General features: G+C 23.9%; 18 protein-coding genes, 1 tRNA gene and 1 pseudogene. 8 read left to right on the top strand and 12 right to left on the bottom strand.

What is annotated here, in order from left to right; all coding sequences use genetic code 4:
- The gene (locus QEG99_RS03115; protein WP_280101733.1) at window positions 1-639 is read left to right on the top strand and encodes a BC85_0335 family putative methyltransferase; all 639 of its coding nucleotides are present in this window, start codon (window positions 1-3) and stop codon (window positions 637-639) included.
- Between the two features lie 33 nt (window positions 640-672).
- Complete coding sequence (gene greA / locus QEG99_RS03110) at window positions 673-1170, top strand: transcription elongation factor GreA (RefSeq protein WP_280101732.1); 498 nt, start codon at window positions 673-675, stop codon at window positions 1168-1170.
- A gap of 47 nt (window positions 1171-1217) precedes the next feature.
- Here the strand turns inward: greA and QEG99_RS03105 are convergent, their stop codons facing one another.
- The 12 genes and pseudogenes from QEG99_RS03105 to QEG99_RS03045 all read right to left on the bottom strand — a co-directional run bounded on the left by QEG99_RS03105 (window position 1218) and on the right by QEG99_RS03045 (window position 11280).
- Complete coding sequence (locus QEG99_RS03105) at window positions 1218-1868, bottom strand: restriction endonuclease subunit S (protein ID WP_280101731.1); 651 nt, start codon at window positions 1866-1868, stop codon at window positions 1218-1220.
- Window positions 1869-1881: 13 nt separating this feature from the next.
- Window positions 1882-3203: pseudogene (locus QEG99_RS04340) on the bottom strand (restriction endonuclease subunit S).
- A gap of 153 nt (window positions 3204-3356) precedes the next feature.
- The gene (locus QEG99_RS03090; protein ID WP_280101728.1) at window positions 3357-3635 is read right to left on the bottom strand and encodes a restriction endonuclease subunit S; all 279 of its coding nucleotides are present in this window, start codon (window positions 3633-3635) and stop codon (window positions 3357-3359) included.
- Between the two features lie 19 nt (window positions 3636-3654).
- Window positions 3655-4398 (bottom strand): restriction endonuclease subunit S, encoded by a 744-nt coding sequence (locus QEG99_RS03085; protein WP_280102367.1) that lies wholly within the window; start codon window positions 4396-4398, stop codon window positions 3655-3657.
- A complete protein-coding gene (locus tag QEG99_RS03080; RefSeq protein WP_280101727.1) occupies window positions 4395-4748 on the bottom strand; it encodes a hypothetical protein in 354 nt (117 codons plus the stop codon). Before QEG99_RS03080 ends, QEG99_RS03085 begins: the two co-directional genes overlap by 4 nt.
- A 28-nt stretch (window positions 4749-4776) precedes the next feature.
- Complete coding sequence (locus QEG99_RS03075) at window positions 4777-5415, bottom strand: restriction endonuclease subunit S (protein WP_280101726.1); 639 nt, start codon at window positions 5413-5415, stop codon at window positions 4777-4779.
- Between the two features lie 142 nt (window positions 5416-5557).
- The gene (locus tag QEG99_RS03070; RefSeq protein ID WP_280102366.1) at window positions 5558-6781 is read right to left on the bottom strand and encodes a restriction endonuclease subunit S; all 1224 of its coding nucleotides are present in this window, start codon (window positions 6779-6781) and stop codon (window positions 5558-5560) included.
- A 17-nt stretch (window positions 6782-6798) separates the two neighbouring features.
- Window positions 6799-7605, bottom strand: coding sequence for a restriction endonuclease subunit S (locus QEG99_RS03065; protein WP_280101725.1), 807 nt, complete (start codon window positions 7603-7605; stop codon window positions 6799-6801).
- A gap of 66 nt (window positions 7606-7671) precedes the next feature.
- Window positions 7672-8313 carry a restriction endonuclease subunit S gene (locus tag QEG99_RS03060; protein WP_280101724.1) on the bottom strand — a complete coding sequence of 214 codons (642 nt, stop codon included), beginning with the start codon at window positions 8311-8313 and terminating at the stop codon, window positions 7672-7674.
- 28 nt (window positions 8314-8341) lie between these two features.
- Complete coding sequence (locus tag QEG99_RS03055; protein ID WP_280101723.1) at window positions 8342-8980, bottom strand: restriction endonuclease subunit S; 639 nt, start codon at window positions 8978-8980, stop codon at window positions 8342-8344.
- A gap of 140 nt (window positions 8981-9120) precedes the next feature.
- Window positions 9121-11082 (bottom strand): restriction endonuclease subunit S, encoded by a 1962-nt coding sequence (locus tag QEG99_RS03050; protein WP_280101722.1) that lies wholly within the window; start codon window positions 11080-11082, stop codon window positions 9121-9123.
- A gap of 112 nt (window positions 11083-11194) precedes the next feature.
- A tRNA-Leu gene (locus tag QEG99_RS03045) sits at window positions 11195-11280 on the bottom strand.
- Between the two features lie 38 nt (window positions 11281-11318).
- Between QEG99_RS03045 and QEG99_RS03040 the strand changes: the two genes are divergently transcribed.
- The 6 genes from QEG99_RS03040 (at window position 11319) to rpsG (ending at window position 16586) form a co-directional block, all read left to right on the top strand.
- Window positions 11319-13787 carry a DUF31 family putative serine protease gene (locus QEG99_RS03040; protein ID WP_280101721.1) on the top strand — a complete coding sequence of 823 codons (2469 nt, stop codon included), beginning with the start codon at window positions 11319-11321 and terminating at the stop codon, window positions 13785-13787.
- A gap of 81 nt (window positions 13788-13868) precedes the next feature.
- Window positions 13869-14693, top strand: a complete 825-nt coding sequence (gene mutM, locus QEG99_RS03035) for a DNA-formamidopyrimidine glycosylase (protein ID WP_280101720.1) — start codon at window positions 13869-13871, stop codon at window positions 14691-14693.
- Entirely contained in the window at window positions 14683-14940 is a 258-nt protein-coding gene (locus tag QEG99_RS03030; protein ID WP_280101719.1) for a Smr/MutS family protein, read from the top strand. Before mutM ends, QEG99_RS03030 begins: the two co-directional genes overlap by 11 nt.
- A gap of 6 nt (window positions 14941-14946) precedes the next feature.
- Window positions 14947-15453, top strand: a complete 507-nt coding sequence (locus QEG99_RS03025) for a hypothetical protein (RefSeq protein WP_280101718.1) — start codon at window positions 14947-14949, stop codon at window positions 15451-15453.
- Window positions 15454-15674: 221 nt separating this feature from the next.
- A complete protein-coding gene (gene rpsL, locus QEG99_RS03020) occupies window positions 15675-16088 on the top strand; it encodes a 30S ribosomal protein S12 (RefSeq protein ID WP_280101717.1) in 414 nt (137 codons plus the stop codon).
- A 27-nt stretch (window positions 16089-16115) separates the two neighbouring features.
- On the top strand, window positions 16116-16586 hold the full coding sequence (gene rpsG / locus QEG99_RS03015; protein WP_280101716.1) for a 30S ribosomal protein S7: 471 nt from the start codon (window positions 16116-16118) through the stop codon (window positions 16584-16586).

Genomic DNA, 16586 nt, shown 5'->3' with positions numbered 1-16586 from the left:
ATGAATGAAACAGTTAAATGAATTTTAATAGCATCAATTTTTATAGTTTTAGCAATAGGTTTTTCACTTTATTTTTTCTTTAGATTTAAAGCTAAACAAGAAATTAAAAAATATCAAGAATTAAATAAGGAATTTGAAGTTAAATCAGATATAAAAATGGATGAAAAAATTAAAGATAATATTCAAACAACCAATTGAGTTGTAGATGATTTTGAATTTATAATTAATACAATCAGCCATAATAATTATTACTATAATTTATTTATTGAAAAAGATGGATTAGCTTTTTCAGTTGTTAATTATCAGTTAAAAAATAAACATTCTTTTATTTATAAAACAAATGATATTGAAAAAAACATTGAAAATGTTTATAAAAATACAAATTTTCGTTTTGATAAAGAAAAATTAGTTAGTGATATCGATAAAAATAAATGGGATTTTATTTTTATCAATAACTGAAATGAATTAGAATTAAAAGTTAAAAAATTAATTCCATTATTGAATGAAAATGGAATGATAATGATTAAGGATTTAACAGATAAAAAAGTCAAGAAAAATTTAATAGAATATTTGGAAAAATCCCACATAAAACATCAATTTTTAAAATACACACATACTTTTTTATTAATAGTAGTATAAATTTGATAAAATTTATAAGAAAATGGAGGAAAAATGAAAAAGAAAAATGAAAATGAAATTTTACTAACTCAAGATCGTTTAGATTCTTTTAAAGAAGAATTAAATTATTTAATTAATGTAGAACGTCCAAAAGTTATTGAAGATATTAAAGATGCGAGAAATCAAGGTGACCTTTCGGAAAATGCTGAATATGATGTTGCCAGAGAAAAACAAGGACAAATAGAGGCAAGAATAACTGAATTAGAACACATTATTTCTAAAGCTAAAGTTATTCAAGAGACAAAAAGTAATATCGTTTCTATTGGTTCAACTGTTAAATTAAGAATGTTTGAAACCAAAAAGCCTGAAAATGAAAATAAAATAATTGAATTAAAAATTGTTGGTTCTTTAGATGCTGATCCATTTGAATCAAGAATTTCCAATCTTTCTCCATTAGCTGTAGCGATACTTGGACAACCAATTAATGAAATAGTAGAAGTAGAAGCACCTGAAAAATATTCAGTAGAAATTTTAAGCATTGAAACAAAATAAAAAATAAAAATAAAATAAACATCCAATTTTTTTTGGATGTTTTTTTGTTAATGAAAATTTAAAAGTTTATTACAATAATAATCATATTGTTTTTTTCTCAATTCAATTTCTTGTGGTAGCCCCTTTGTTAAATCATTAATTAGTTCATAAAATTTATCTAAAATATTAACAATATGTTTTTGAACAGTAATAGGAGGAATTAAAAATTTTAATTTTGAAATTTCTGTTAAATTTATTATTATAGGGTGGGCACTATGTAAAATTCTTTTATTTAATTCTTTTTTACCCTGTTCGCTTTCAATCATATATTTTAAAAATTTACTTAAAACAATATTTTGATTCGGTCTTAATAAAGCTAAAGATACATAATAAGCTAAATTATCATTATTTTCCACTACTGCACAAGTACCTATGTCGCCAATTCTGGTCATAAATAAATCGCCTTTTTGCGGTTTGATTTTATATTTATTAAAATCATTAAGTGATATAAATTTATTAGTTGCATAAATATTTTTAATATTTTCTACACTTACAAATGGTACTCCTCGATCAGTGTATTTGGGCGTTTGGTGTACACCATCATAGCATTTACAAATTTCTTTTACACTCTTTATCTGGATTTTATAAATATCTTTATTTTTAATAACTGAACTATTTTTTAATAACTTACATATCAGTTTTTCTGCCTTTTCAAGCAAAATTCAATAGGAATTAGGTATTACTATTGAATTTTGCTCTCTCTCTCTCTCTCTCTCTCTCTGGAGTTACATCAATATCAAATGAAAGTAGTTTATCACGATAATATTCATACTGAGTTTTTCTTAACTCAATTTCTTGTGGTAGTAATCCTTTTGAATTTTCAATTGCATCTTGAAATTTGTCTAAAATATCAACAATTTTATTTTGTAATTCTAAAGGAGGAATTAAAATTTTTAAGTTATTCAAGTTATTTTTATGCAAACTAGGAATTCCTACTCCAACTTTCATATTTTGTAAATTCAATTGATTCATTTTTAGAAAATAAAATAAAAATTTATTAAATACATTATATTTTAATTTAAATTCTGAAATAATTTCTTTTTTCGGAACAATTGAATAAGCATGGGAACCAAGTCAAAATTCACTTTCTAAAAATGAAACGTATCCAGAAGAACCGCCTTCTGCAATAGTTATTGTATTTTTTCACAATTAAATTGATTAACAAAACCAGAAGGAAGAACACCGCCGTTTATTACTGGATATTTTCCATTTATTGGCATATCAGATTTATTAAATTGTTTACCTTTTTTAATTTCACAGATTTCACCTAACATTTTTAACTGTAATTTATATTCTTGATTATTACAAAATATTAATTTTATAAATTTTTTATTCTTTATGATTTTGCTGTGTGTGTGTGTGTGTGTGTGTGTGTGTGTGTGTGTGTGTGTGTGTGTGTGTGTGTGTGTGTTGTGAGTTAAATTATATGAAATTTTGTTTAAATATTCTTTACTCAATAATTTATCACGATAATATTCATATTGTTTAATTCTGGAATTAAGTTCATTATTTAATTCATTTTTTAAATTAGAAAGCTTATCAAGAATTTGCACTATTTTTTCTTGAGTTTTTAAAGAAGGTATTGGAATTTTTATTTTTGATACTGTGTTTGACATTAATTTAGGATTTCCAGAACCAGAATGTACATATTTTTTGGCATTTATTTGCATTCAATAACTAATAAATTTAATATTTAAAATTTCATCAAACTTTGGAAAAATTATTCCACATATATTAGTAATTGAAAACTTTCCATTTCTATAAAAAACAGTTCCAGCATATGCTCCGTCGGTTGTTCAAGTTACATATTCTCCGTCAAAATCATATGTTTTAATTTTTCCGATTTCGCCATTATTAAAAGTTTGAGAAGAGTAAACGGGATACTGCCCTTTATTTTCTTCTAAATATTTTTTAGAAATAACTCTACCTCTTTTAATTTCGCAAACTTCGCCTAATGTTTTTCACTCTACTTTTTCATTTTTTAACAACTGCATAAACTTTTTCATTATTTAATTTTAACCTAATTTAATCTATTTAAAAAATAAATTAAAAATTTATTGTTAATTTTTAACTTAATTAAATTTATCAATAATAAAGTAAATAAAAAACACCTTTATAAAAAGGCGATTTCATTTATATGCAAAAAATTATTTTTTAAAATTAAGTAATTTATCACAATAATATTCATACTGCTGTTCTCTTAATTTAATTTCTTGTGGTAATAACCCCTTTGAATGTTCAATTGCCTTTTGAAATTTATCTAAAATATTAACAATTTTATTTTGAATTTCTAGAGGTATAATTGGAATTAATAAGTTTTCTAGTTGAACTTTTCTAATACCTTTTAAGGTACTACCTTTTAAATCTTTGAAAATTTGATTTTGAACTATTGAAGATCTTAAATAATGCATCAAAAACTTTGGCATTATATTATTTTGATTTACTTTAATTGCATAAGTAGATCTCGCTAATATCAAAATTATAAGGTTCAAAATCAACAAGTGCAACTTTTCCTACTGTTCCTATACCAGAAAATAGAATATCATTTTTCTCTAATTTACTTCTTTTATTAATTAATTTTCTAGCGACTTCTGTTATTTTAGCAGTTTTATTAATATCAAATATTATTTCTTGGTTTTCCGAATAATCTTTTGTTGTTATGTATCAAGCTACTAATTTTTCATTTGATTCATCATTTAAATTAAAATTATTTCTTGGATTTAAACCGGTATTAATGGAATTGGTGATTGTTTTATCACGTAGTTTTAAATAAATAATTTTTTTATAAATTTTATTTTTTATATATTCAATTGCCTGTTCAAGCAAAATTCAATAGGAATTAGGTATTTCTATTGAATTTTGCTCTCTCTCTCTCTCTCTCTCTCTCTCTGGAGTTATGTCAATATCAAATGAAAGTAGTTTATCACGATAATATTCATACTGCATTTTTCTTAATTCAATTTCTTGTGGTAATAATCCCTTTGAATTTTCAATTGCATCTTGAAATTTATCTAAAATAGCAACAATTTTATTTTGTAATTCTAGTGGCGGCAATCAAATTTCCATATCTAAAATTTTACTCATATCTGGATGCTTAATTCCCGAACCCCTGTAAAATTCTTTTACTTTTTCAATATTATTTTCAAAATAATAATACAAAAATTTATTGCTTAATATATTTTTATCTATTGATGTTGCAATTCGATTATCGCTTGTAATAAACTTGCCATTATAATATTGAACAATGGGATTTCCGCCTCAAGGTATGCAAACAATTTCTCTATCAACAATAAAATTTTTACTTTATTTTCATTTGCAAAAATGTTGCTTTTATTAGTTGTTAAAATTTTTATTTTGCCATCTTCATCTTTTAATTTATTAATTTCATTAGCTAAAAAAGTATTTATATTTATAAACATTTTTTTGCTTATATGATTTAACTCCAGAAAATTTTTATCTCAAATTGTTAGTTCTCAAATAAATTTTTTATTAATAGAATTAGAATATTGATCTAATGAAATTTCTGCATTTTCAGGCAAAATCTTATTTGAATTTATACTAAATTCATTATGATTTTGCTGTGTGTGTGTGTGTGTGTGTGTCGTGAGTTAAATTATATGTAATTTTGTTTAAATACTCTTCACTCAATAATTTATCACGATAATATTCATATTGTTTAATTCTAGAATTGAGTTCAATTTTCAATTTTTGATTTAATTCATTTTTTAAATTAGAAAGCTTATCAAGAATTTGCACTATTTTTTCTTGAGCTTTTAAAGAAGGTATTGGAATTTTTATTTTTGATACTATACCAGACATTAATTTGGGTCTTTCTTTTGAACCTTGTAAATATTTTTTTGTATTTTCGCTTAGTCAATAGCCGATAAATTTATTTAATAATTTATTTGATCTTGAATATATTAATCCACAATTTCTTGTTATAGAAAATTTTCCTTGTCTAATAAAAACAGTTCCAGCATACGCTCCATCTGTTGTGTAAGTAATATATTCTCCATCATAATCATATTCGTTAGTTCTTCCGACTTCTCCGTTATTAAAAGTTTGAGACGAATATACAGGATATTTTCCATCACCTTTGTAGTTAAAATATTTAGCATTTATTTTTCCTCTTTTAATTTCACAAACTTCGCCTAATGTTTTTCACTCTACTTTTTCATTTTTTAACAACTGCATAAACTTTTTCATTATTTAATTTTAACCTAATTTAACCCATTTAAAAAATAAATTAAAAATTTATTGTTAATTTTTAACTTAATTAAATTTATCAATAATAAAGTAAATAAAAAACACCTTTATAAAAAGGTGATTTCATTTATATGCAAAAAAATTATTTTTTAAAATTAAGTAATTTATCACAATAATATTCATACTGCTGTTCTCTTAATTTAATTTCTTGTGGTAATAACCCCTTTGAATGTTCAATTGCCTTTTGAAATTTATCTAAAATATTAACAATTTTATTTTGAATTTCTAGAGGTATAATTGGAATTAATAAGTTTTCTAGTTGAACTTTTCTAATACCTTTTAAGGTACTACCTTTTAAATCTTTGAAAATTTGATTTTGAACTATTGAAGATCTTAAATAATGCATCAAAAACTTTGGCATTATATTATTTTGATTTACTTTAATTGCATAAGTAGATTCGCTAATATCAAAATTATAAGGTTCAAAATCAACAAGTGCAACTTTTCCTACTGTTCCTATACCAGAAAATAGAATATCATTTTTCTCTAATTTACTTCTTTTATTAATTAATTTTCTAGCGGCTTCTGTTATTTTAGCAGTTTTATTAATATCAAATATTATTTCTTGGTTTTCCGAATAATCTTTTGTTGTTATGTATCAAGCTACTAATTTTTCATTTGATTCATCATTTAAATTAAAATTATTTCTTGGATTTAAACCGGTATTAATGGAATTGGTGATTGTTTTATCACGTAGTTTTAAATAAATAATTTTTTTATAAATTTTATTTTTTATATATTCAATTGCCTGTTCAAGCAAAATTCAATAGGAATTAGGTATTTCTATTGAATTTTGTCTCTCTCTCTCTCTCTCTCTCTCTGGAGTTATGTCAATATCAAATGAAAGTAGTTTATCACGATAATATTCATACTGCATTTTTCTTAATTCAATTTCTTGTGGTAATAATCCCTTTGAATTTTCAATTGCATCTTGAAATTTATCTAAAATAGCAACAATTTTATTTTGTAATTCTAGTGGCGGCAATCAAATTTCCATATCTAAAATTTTACTCATATCTGGATGCTTAATTCCCGAACCCCTGTAAAATTCTTTTACTTTTTCAATATTATTTTCAAAATAATAATACAAAAATTTATTGCTTAATATATTTTTATCTATTGATGTTGCAATTCGATTATCGCTTGTAATAAACTTGCCATTATAATATTGAACAATGGGATTTCCGCCTCAAGGTATGCAAACAATTTCTCTATCAACAATAAAATTTTTTACTTTATTTTCATTTGCAAAAATGTTGCTTTTATTAGTTGTTAAAATTTTTATTTTGCCATCTTCATCTTTTAATTTATTAATTTCATTAGCTAAAAAGTATTTATATTTATAAACATTTTTTGCTTATATGATTTAACTCCAGAAAATTTTTTATCTCAAATTGTTAGTTCTCAAATAAATTTTTTATTAATAGAATTAGAATATTGATCTAATGAAATTTCTGCATTTTCAGGCAAAATCTTATTTGAATTTATACTAAATTCATTATGATTTTGCGTGTGTGTGTGTGTGTCGTGAGTTAAATTATATGTAATTTTGTTTAAATACTCTTCACTCAATAATTTATCACGATAATATTCATATTGTTTAATTCTAGAATTGAGTTCAATTTTCAATTTTTGATTTAATTCATTTTTTAAATTAGAAAGTTTATCAAGAATTTGCACTATTTTTTCTTGAGCTTTTAAAGAAGGTATTGGAATTTTTATTTTTGATACTATACCAGACATTAATTTGGGTCTTTCTTTTGAACCTTGTAAATATTTTTTTGTATTTTCGCTTAGTCAATAGCCGATAAATTTATTTAATAATTTATTTGATCTTGAATATATTAATCCACAATTTCTTGTTATAGAAAATTTTCCTTGTCTAATAAAAACAGTTCCAGCATACGCTCCATCTGTTGTGTAAGTAATATATTCTCCATCATAATCATATTCGTTAGTTCTTCCGACTTCTCCGTTATTAAAAGTTTGAGACGAATATACAGGATATTTTCCATCACCTTTGTAGTTAAAATATTTAGCATTTATTTTTCCTCTTTTAATTTCACAAACTTCGCCTAATGTTTTTCACTCTACTTTTTCATTTTTTAACAACTGCATAAACTTTTTCATTATTTAATTTTAACCTAATTTAACCCATTTAAAAAATAAATTAAAAATTTATTGTTAATTTTTAACTTAATTAAATTTATCAATAATAAAGTAAATAAAAAACACCTTTATAAAAAGGTGATTTCATTTATATGCAAAAATTATTTTTTTAAAATTAAGTAATTTATCTCGATAATATTCATATTGTTTAATTCTATAATTAAGTTCAATTTTCAATTTTTGATTTAATTCATTTTTTAAATTAGAAAGATTATCAAGAATTTGCACTATTTTTTCCTGAGTTTTTAAAGAAGGTATTGGAATTTTTATTTTTTTTAATTCCGAAGTATTTAATGCGGGTATAGCATTAAATGTACATATTTTACGGATAACACCCTGATAATTTAAAAGTAAATGATATAAAAATCGTGTATTAAGATATTTTTGGTTATTAATTGACACCGAATAATTTAAATTACCTCTAAAATATCTACCCGTTTGATAAGTAATGCTTCCAACTCCAGAACCTCTAGATGTAATGCCGATAGGATCGTTTTCTACATTTCAAAAACTAATATATCCTAGCGGTGCCATTCCGCTGTTAATTACTGGATATATACCAGGATTTTTTAAAATTACTTGTTTACTTATTGTTTCTCCAGATTTTACTTCACAAACTTCGCCTAATGTTTTTAACTGTAATTTGTATTCTTGATTATTTTCAAGCAAAATCTTATTTGAATTTATGCTAAATTCATTATGATTTTGCTGTGTGTGTGTGTGTGTGTGTGTCGAGAGCTAAATTATATGTAATTTTGTTTAAATATTCTTCGCTTAATAATTTATCTCGATAATATTCATATTGTTTAATTCTAGAATTGAGTTCAATTTTCAATTTTTGATTTAATTCATTTTTTAAATTAGAAAGATTATCAAGAATTTGCACTATTTTTTCCTGAGTTTTTAAAGAAGGTATTGGAATTTTTATTTTTTTTAATTCCGAAGTATTTAATGCGGGTATAGCATTAAATGTACATATTTTACGGATAACACCCTGATAATTTAAAAGTAAATGATATAAAAATCGTGTATTAAGATATTTTTGGTTATTAATTGACACCGAATAATTTAAATTACCTCTAAAATATCTACCCGTTTGATAAGTAATGCTTCCAACTCCAGAACCTCTAGATGTAATGCCGATAGGATCGTTTTCTACATTTCAAAAACTAATATATCCTAGCGGTGCCATTCCGCTGTTAATTACTGGATATATACCAGGATTTTTTAAAATTACTTGTTTACTTATTGTTTCTCCAGATTTTACTTCACAAACTTCGCCTAATGTTTTTCACTCTACTTTTTCATTTTTTAACAACTGCATAAACTTTTTCATTATTTAATTTTAATCTAATTTAATCTATTTAAAAAATAAATTAAAAATTTATTGTTAATTTTTAACTTAATTAAATTTATCAATAATAAAGTAAATAAAAAACACCTTTATAAAAAGGCGATTTCATTTATATGCAAAAATTATTTTTTAAAATTAAGTAATTTATCACAATAATATTCATACTGCTGTTCTCTTAATTTAATTTCTTGTGGTAATAAACCTTTTGAATGTTCAATTGCATCTTGAAATTTATCTAAAATAGTAACAATTTTATTTTGAATTTCTAAAGGGGGCAATCAGATTTCCATATCTAAAATTTTACTCATATCCGGATGCTTAATTCCTGAACCTCTGTAAAATTCTTTTACTTTTTCAATATTATTTTCAAAATAATAATACAAAAATTTATTGCTTAATATATTTTTGTCTATTGATGTTGCAATTCGATTATCGCTTGTAATAAACTTTCCATTATAATATTGAACAATGGGATTACCTCCTCCGGGGATGCAAACAATCTCTCTATTAACAATAAAGCTTTTTAATTTATTTTCATTTGCAAAAATGTTGCTTTTATTAGTTGTTAAAATTTTTATTTTGCCATCTTCATCTTTTAATTTATTAATTTTATTAGCTAAAAAGTATTTATATTTATAAACATTTTTTTGCTTATATGATTTAACTCCAGAAAATTTTTTATCTCAAATTGTTAGTTCTCAAATAAATTTTTTATTAATAGAATTAAAATATTGATTTAATGAAATTTCTGCCTTTTCAAGCAAAATTCAATAGGAATTAGGTATTACTATTGAATTTTGCTCTCTCTCTCTCTCTCTCTCTTGAGTTATATCAATGTCAAATGAAAGTAGTTTATCACGATAATATTCATACTGCATTTTTCTTAATTCAATTTCCTGCGGTAATAATCCCTTTGAATTTTCAATTGCATCATGAAATTTATCTAAAATATCAACAATTTTATTCTGTAATTCTAAAGGAGGAATAAAAATTTCCAACTTATTCAAGTTATTTTTATGCAAACTAGGAATCCCTGCTCCAACTTTCATATTTTGTAAATTTAATTGATTCATTTTTAGAAAATAGAATAAAAATTTATTAAATACATCATATTTTAATTTAAATTCTGAAATAATTTCTTTTTTTGGAACAATTGAATAAGCATGGGAACCAAGTCAAAATTCACTTTCTAAAAATGAAACGTATCCAGAAGAACCGCCTTCTGCAATAGTTATTGTATTTTTTTCACAATTAAATTGATTAACAAAACCAGAAGGAAGAACTCCGCCGTTTATTACAGGATATTTTCCATTTATCGGCATATCAGACTTATTAAATTGTTTACCTTTTTTAATTTCACAAACTTCACCTAACATTTTTAACTGTAATTTATATTCACTATTATTTTCAAGCAAAATCTTATTTGAATTTATACTAAATTCATTATGATTTTGCTGTGTGTGTGTGTGTGTGTGTGTGTCGAGAACTAAATTATATGTAATTTTGTTTAAATATTCTTCACTCAATAATTTATCTCGATAATATACATATTGTTTAATTCTAGAATTAAGTTCAATTTTCAATTTTTTATTTAATTCATTTTTTAAATTAGAAAGTTTATCAAGAATTTGCACTATTTTTTCTTGAGTTTTTAAAGAAGGTATTGGAATTTTTATTTTTTTAATTACTCCCGTTGTCAAAGTTTTTCTAGTTGTTGCCCCCTTGGCATATTTTTTTCCAAAATTTTGTAAATACAATGCAATAAATTCAGTTAACACAAAATTATGTTTAGAATATAATAATCCACAATTTTGTGTTATTGAAAACTTACCGTTTCTTAGAAAAAATGTTCCCGCTGCTATACCCACCATTGTAAATGTTATGTATCTTCCATCAAAATCATATTCATCAATTCTTCCAATTTCTCCATTATTTTCGACTTTGGCAGAGTATAGTGGAAATTTTCCATTTTCTTTTATATTAAAATATTTTGCATGTTTTTTCCCACTTAAAACTTCACAAACTTCACCTATTGTTTTTCACTCTACTTTTTCATTTTTTAATAGTTTCATAAATTCTTTCATTTTAATAATCCTTCTCCTTATTATAAATTGTATAAAATAATAAAACTGATTCGCTAAAATCTAACAAATCAGTTTTAAAATAAAAATTTATTTATTGGTGTTTATAAACATATGGTGGCTCATATCGGACTTGAACCGATATGCAATCTCTTGCGGGAGGTTTTGAATCTCCTGTGTCTACCATTTCACCAATGAGCCATATACAAATTATACAAAATTTTGCTAAAATAGTAAGTATGAAAAAGAAAAAAGTTTTATGAATTTCTCTAGGAACACTAGTGGGAACTGCTGTTTTAGCAGAAATTGGAGTTGGAATTTATTATATTACTAAATCTTGAAATGAACCTAATACTTTAGATAATCAAAATGATGATAATCAAGATTTAGCAAGCATTGATAATTTTCTTGGTGTAGTAGCATATGATCAAAATGGTTCATTTGAAAAATATCCAAGTGAAATTTTAAATGAGGAAAATAAAGGATTTTTTAGAAGTTTTTTATCATATGTAATGAAACCAAATTCTCAAATATCTGATATTTTAGAAAAAAGGAACATTGAAATTATTCCAATTGAAAATAGTGATAATGATGAAGAAGGAACATTAAAAATTTTAATGGTTTCCAAAGATAAAATAACAAATAATGTCTTAGAAGAAAAAGAATTTATTGTTTCCGGTTTTAAATCAAATAAAATTAAAAATATTCAATTTAAAGATAGAATCGAAAATGCTTTAAAAAATATAAATTTTGAACCAAAGGAAAATAATTTATTAGCAAACCTAGATTATAAAGAGCTAAACAGTGAAAACTTTTTTGACTTTTTTCAAATTCCCGCCAATTTTAAAAAAGATTTAAATAATAAAATTGTTTTAGCGGAAAAAGAGTTTTATTCGTTAAAAGTAGATGTTTTAAATAACAGTTATGATAGTGATAATAAAAAAATGCAAGTTTTAGTTAAACTTAATCATTCATTTTCTGAAAATTTTTATTATGGAAAAATAGTTACGCTAGATAATATAAATTTTAAAAATAATAAAGTTAATGTTTTAAATGATTTAGATTTAAAACTTGATGAAAAATTAGAAAAAGCATTTCCTTCACTTTTTGAAAATAATTTAAATAAAATTGAAAATTATGTATTATCAAAAAAAGATGAATTAGATTTTACTATTGTCAATGAAACAATTAGTGATCAAAATGGAAATATTGATATTTTAATTTCAACAAAAGATAAAACTAGTGCAAAAGTTTTTAATTTTAAATTATGAAGTTATGACAAAATAAGTGAAAATGCTATTGATTATTTTAAAATTAATGAAGAATATATAAATAGTTCATTTAATGTCAAAACTCATAAAGATTTAGCAGTTAATAGTCTTAATAGTGCTGATAAAGTTTTAAGTTATAATACAATCGGAAGTAAAGTTAAAAACTTTTTCTCAAATAGTCAAGAATTTAAAGAAAATTTAAATTCTTTTAATTATGATTTAAATAATTTTAATTATTTAGGTGTTTATAATTTTAAATCACAAGATAAAAAATTATCATTTACTTTTAAAAATTGAAATGGAAAAGAATTTTATTTATCATTGCCACTAAATGAAGAGCCGAAAGATGACTATAACATTGCTCTTGATTTTCCTAAAGATAAAGAAATTTCAAGTGCAAAAGATGTTTTAGCAGATATTAAAAATCGAACAATTGCAATTAATTATATCGTTAATGAAAATGGTTTTTCTAAAGTTGTTAGTGGAACTTCATGAGTATTTGATCACATTAAAGATAGTAATACATATTATTTAGCAACAAATATTCATGTTGTTTCAGAATTGATTAAAAACAAGGGAAAAGTTAGCTCTTTTTCCTATAGTTATAAATCAAATTTAGATATTTTACCCTCTTTAAATAATCCTGAAACATTAGACGGTAAATCCTATTTAGATGTATTTAGAAGATTTGATCGAAAAATAGAGTTTCCTTATGCTACTAAAGAAATTAATAATTCGCGATTTATTACAAAAGAATCGCAAGAATTTTGAAACAATTTAGAAATAATTCCTGTTGGGTTAAATGTTCCTGGAAATAATACTTTTACTGACTTTGCTTTAATAAAAATAACATTTCCTGAAGATAAAATTTATAGATCTTGAATAGGTAAAGAATATAAAATTCAAAACATCCCTGATCAAGTGCATTATTATAATCAAAATAAATTAGATTTTTTTATCAGTGATAAAATTGATTTTCCTAATAATTATCAACATCCTAAACATTTAAGTCCTCTTCCCATGGAATTAAGTTTTGGAGGTTATTTGGGCGGAGATAAATGAGTAGAAGTAACTCAAGTGCCTTATTTATCGTTTAACGATCTACAAAATAAAAGTGAAATTATTAATAATAAAGAATATAAAGGAATTGATTCAAGTTTAAATTTAAACAATATTAAAAGTGGGCACGGAATGTCTGGTTCGTTAGTTATGAATCAATTTAAACAAGTTGTTGGGATTTTTTGAGGCGGATATTTTAAAACTAGTGATAGCAATAATCAAATAGAAACGGGAACAGGAATTCTTGATACTTTATCAATTAAAAGAATTGAAGGAAAGACGATTTTAAGAACTTGACTAGATAAAACAAAAGACATTGAAACTGATTTAGATAAATTTGAACTTGAAAAAAGTAAAAATAAAATAGAGATTTTTTAATAAAAATTAAAACAAAAAAAGTTTTTGAAACTTTTATTATAAAAAAATCTTATTTATTTAATCATTTAGTAAAATTATTATATGCCAGAATTACCAGAAGTGAGAGTTGTTCGTCAAGAACTAAATAAATATGTAAAAAATAAAATAATCACTGATGTTCACGTTTTCAGAGATTCTTTTATTAAAGAAATAAAACCCGAAGAATTTAAAAAAGCTATTGTTGGTGAAACAATAATTGAAATAACCAATTATGGTAAATTTTTAGTTTTTCATTTAACAAATGGAAAAATTATTTTAAGCCATTTAAGAATGGAGGGAAAATATAATTTTTTCGACCCAGCAAAAACGCGCTTTTATCATGATTATGTTATTTTTGAACTAGATGGAAATACCAATTTACATTATAATGATACAAGAATGTTTGGTACTTTTCATTTGCGAAATGTTAATAATTATTTAACGATTGAACCATTAAGTAAATTAGCTAAAATACCTGCAGAAACTGATTTAAATACCTTTTATGATAAACTTTCAAAAAGTAAAAAAGCAATAAAAACATTACTTTTAGATCAAACATTTGTAGTTGGTCTTGGTAATATTTATGTTGATGAAGTTCTTTTTGCAACCAAAATTCATCCGCAAACTTTAGCAAATAAAATAAATAAAAAACAAGCAAAAATGTTATTAGAAACTGCTACTGATATTTTAGATCGTTCAACAGAATTGGGTGGTAGCTCCATCAATTCATATACCTCATTAAATAAGAAAAAAGGTAGTTTTCAAAACTTTTTACAAGTTCACACAAAAGTAAATCAGCCTTGTCCAAGATGCAAAAATAAAATTATAAAAATTAAAGTTAATGGAAGAGGGACATATTATTGTCCAGTGTGTCAACGTGAACAATAACTGAGATAGAAAATATACAATTGATTTACATGGACAAAATAGTGATGATGCAATTATTAAATTATCAAATGCCTTATTTTCTTTTTCTAATAACGAAAATTTAGATGAACTAGAAATTATTGTCGGTAAGGGAACGGGAGTTTTAAAAATTTTTATTCGTGATTTTCTTGAAAAAGAAGGACATTTTTTTATAGAAACTGAAGAAAGGGACAGCTTTATTGTCCTAAAAAACAATTTAAAATGATAGGAAAATATGAAAAAAAGTAATAAAGAAATTAATATATATAAATTCAAAATTGTTAAATATATTGGAATATTAGTTCGTAATACACTAATTGTTTTAACAGCAATAATTGCACTAATTACTTTAATTTCAATGATTTGTTTTTTAACAATTGAAAATGCAGATAATCATAGAATTTGATTTTTTATTGCACCAATTTTAGCAATATTTGTTGCAGTTATTTTTACTTCATATAATTTTTATATTTTTGATAAAGCATATAAAACTTTAAAAGAAAATAAAATGTATCAAGATTCATTAGAAGTTCTAGTTAGCAATTTTTTTATAATTAAAAAAAATCCAGATAAACTGGAGCAAAAAATAGAAAAATTAACTGCTCAAGAAAGTGATAGAAAATTTATTGTTTATGCTGTGACTAAATCTTTAAAATTAAGAAAATTGAATATTTTAAAATTAGAGCATGAAAATGAAGTTGAAAGTTGAATGTCAATTTTTGATAATGAAGAGAATCAATAATAATTTTAATTCAATTTAAAAGTTTGAAAAAATGAAAATAGATAGTTAAAAATCGCAACTATCTATTTTTTTATAAAATCAAAAAAAAAAAAAAAACTTTTTTTGATACTCTCGGCTAAGTTGTTATATAATTATAAAAGCATTTATTAAAGTCTTGTTAAAGATAATTAATTAAAGCTAGTAAAAATATTATTAAATTTAAAAAATAGAAAGGAATTAAAATGCCTACAATAGCGCAATTAGTAAGCCAAGGGCGTGTTAACAAAGTTAGAAAAACTAAAGCCCCTGCACTTATCGTTGGGTACAACTCTTTACACAAAAAAGAAACAAAATTACCTTCACCATTTAAACGTGGTGTTTGTACAAGGGTTGCAACTATGACACCTAAAAAACCTAACTCTGCTCTTAGAAAATATGCAAGGGTAAAATTATCAAATGGAATGGAAGTAACAGCTTATATTCCAGGTGAGGGACACAATTTACAAGAACACTCAGTTGTTTTAATTCGTGGAGGAAAAGTTAAAGATTTACCTGGGGTTAGATACCATATAGTTAGAGGAACACAAGATACAGCTGGTGTAAGTAAAAGAAATCAAGCTAGATCAAAATACGGAGCTAAAAAACCTAAAAAATAATTAAATTAAAATAAATAGGAGGAATATATGTCAAGAAGAAAACAAGCGCCAATTCGTGATGTTTTAGCTGATCCAATTTTTAACTCGAAATTAGTTACAAAATTAGTTAATGCTATTATGTTAGATGGTAAAAAATCAACAGCTCAAACAATTTTGTATTCAGCTTTTGATATTATTAAAGAAAAAACTGGAAAAGATCCATTAGAGGTTTTCCAACAAGCAATTAATAACATTACCCCTCAATTAGAAATTAGATCAAGAAGGGTAGGGGGAACAAACTACCAAGTTCCAATGGAAGTTTCAGCAAGAAGAAAACAAACATTATCATTAAGATGATTAATTAATTATTCAAGAATTAGAGCTGAAAAAACAATGGACTTAAGACTTGCAAATGAAATTATCGATGCATCAAATAATACTGGTGGAGCAATTAAGAAAAAAGAGGATACTCACAAAATGGCAGAAGCAAACAAAGCATTTGCTCATTTTAGATGATAA

This window comes from Mesomycoplasma lagogenitalium (assembly GCF_029854295.1).
Lineage (GTDB): Bacteria > Bacillota_I > Bacilli_A > Mycoplasmatales > Metamycoplasmataceae > Mesomycoplasma_A > Mesomycoplasma_A lagogenitalium.
This window is presented reverse-complemented; position numbering and strand designations above follow the sequence as displayed.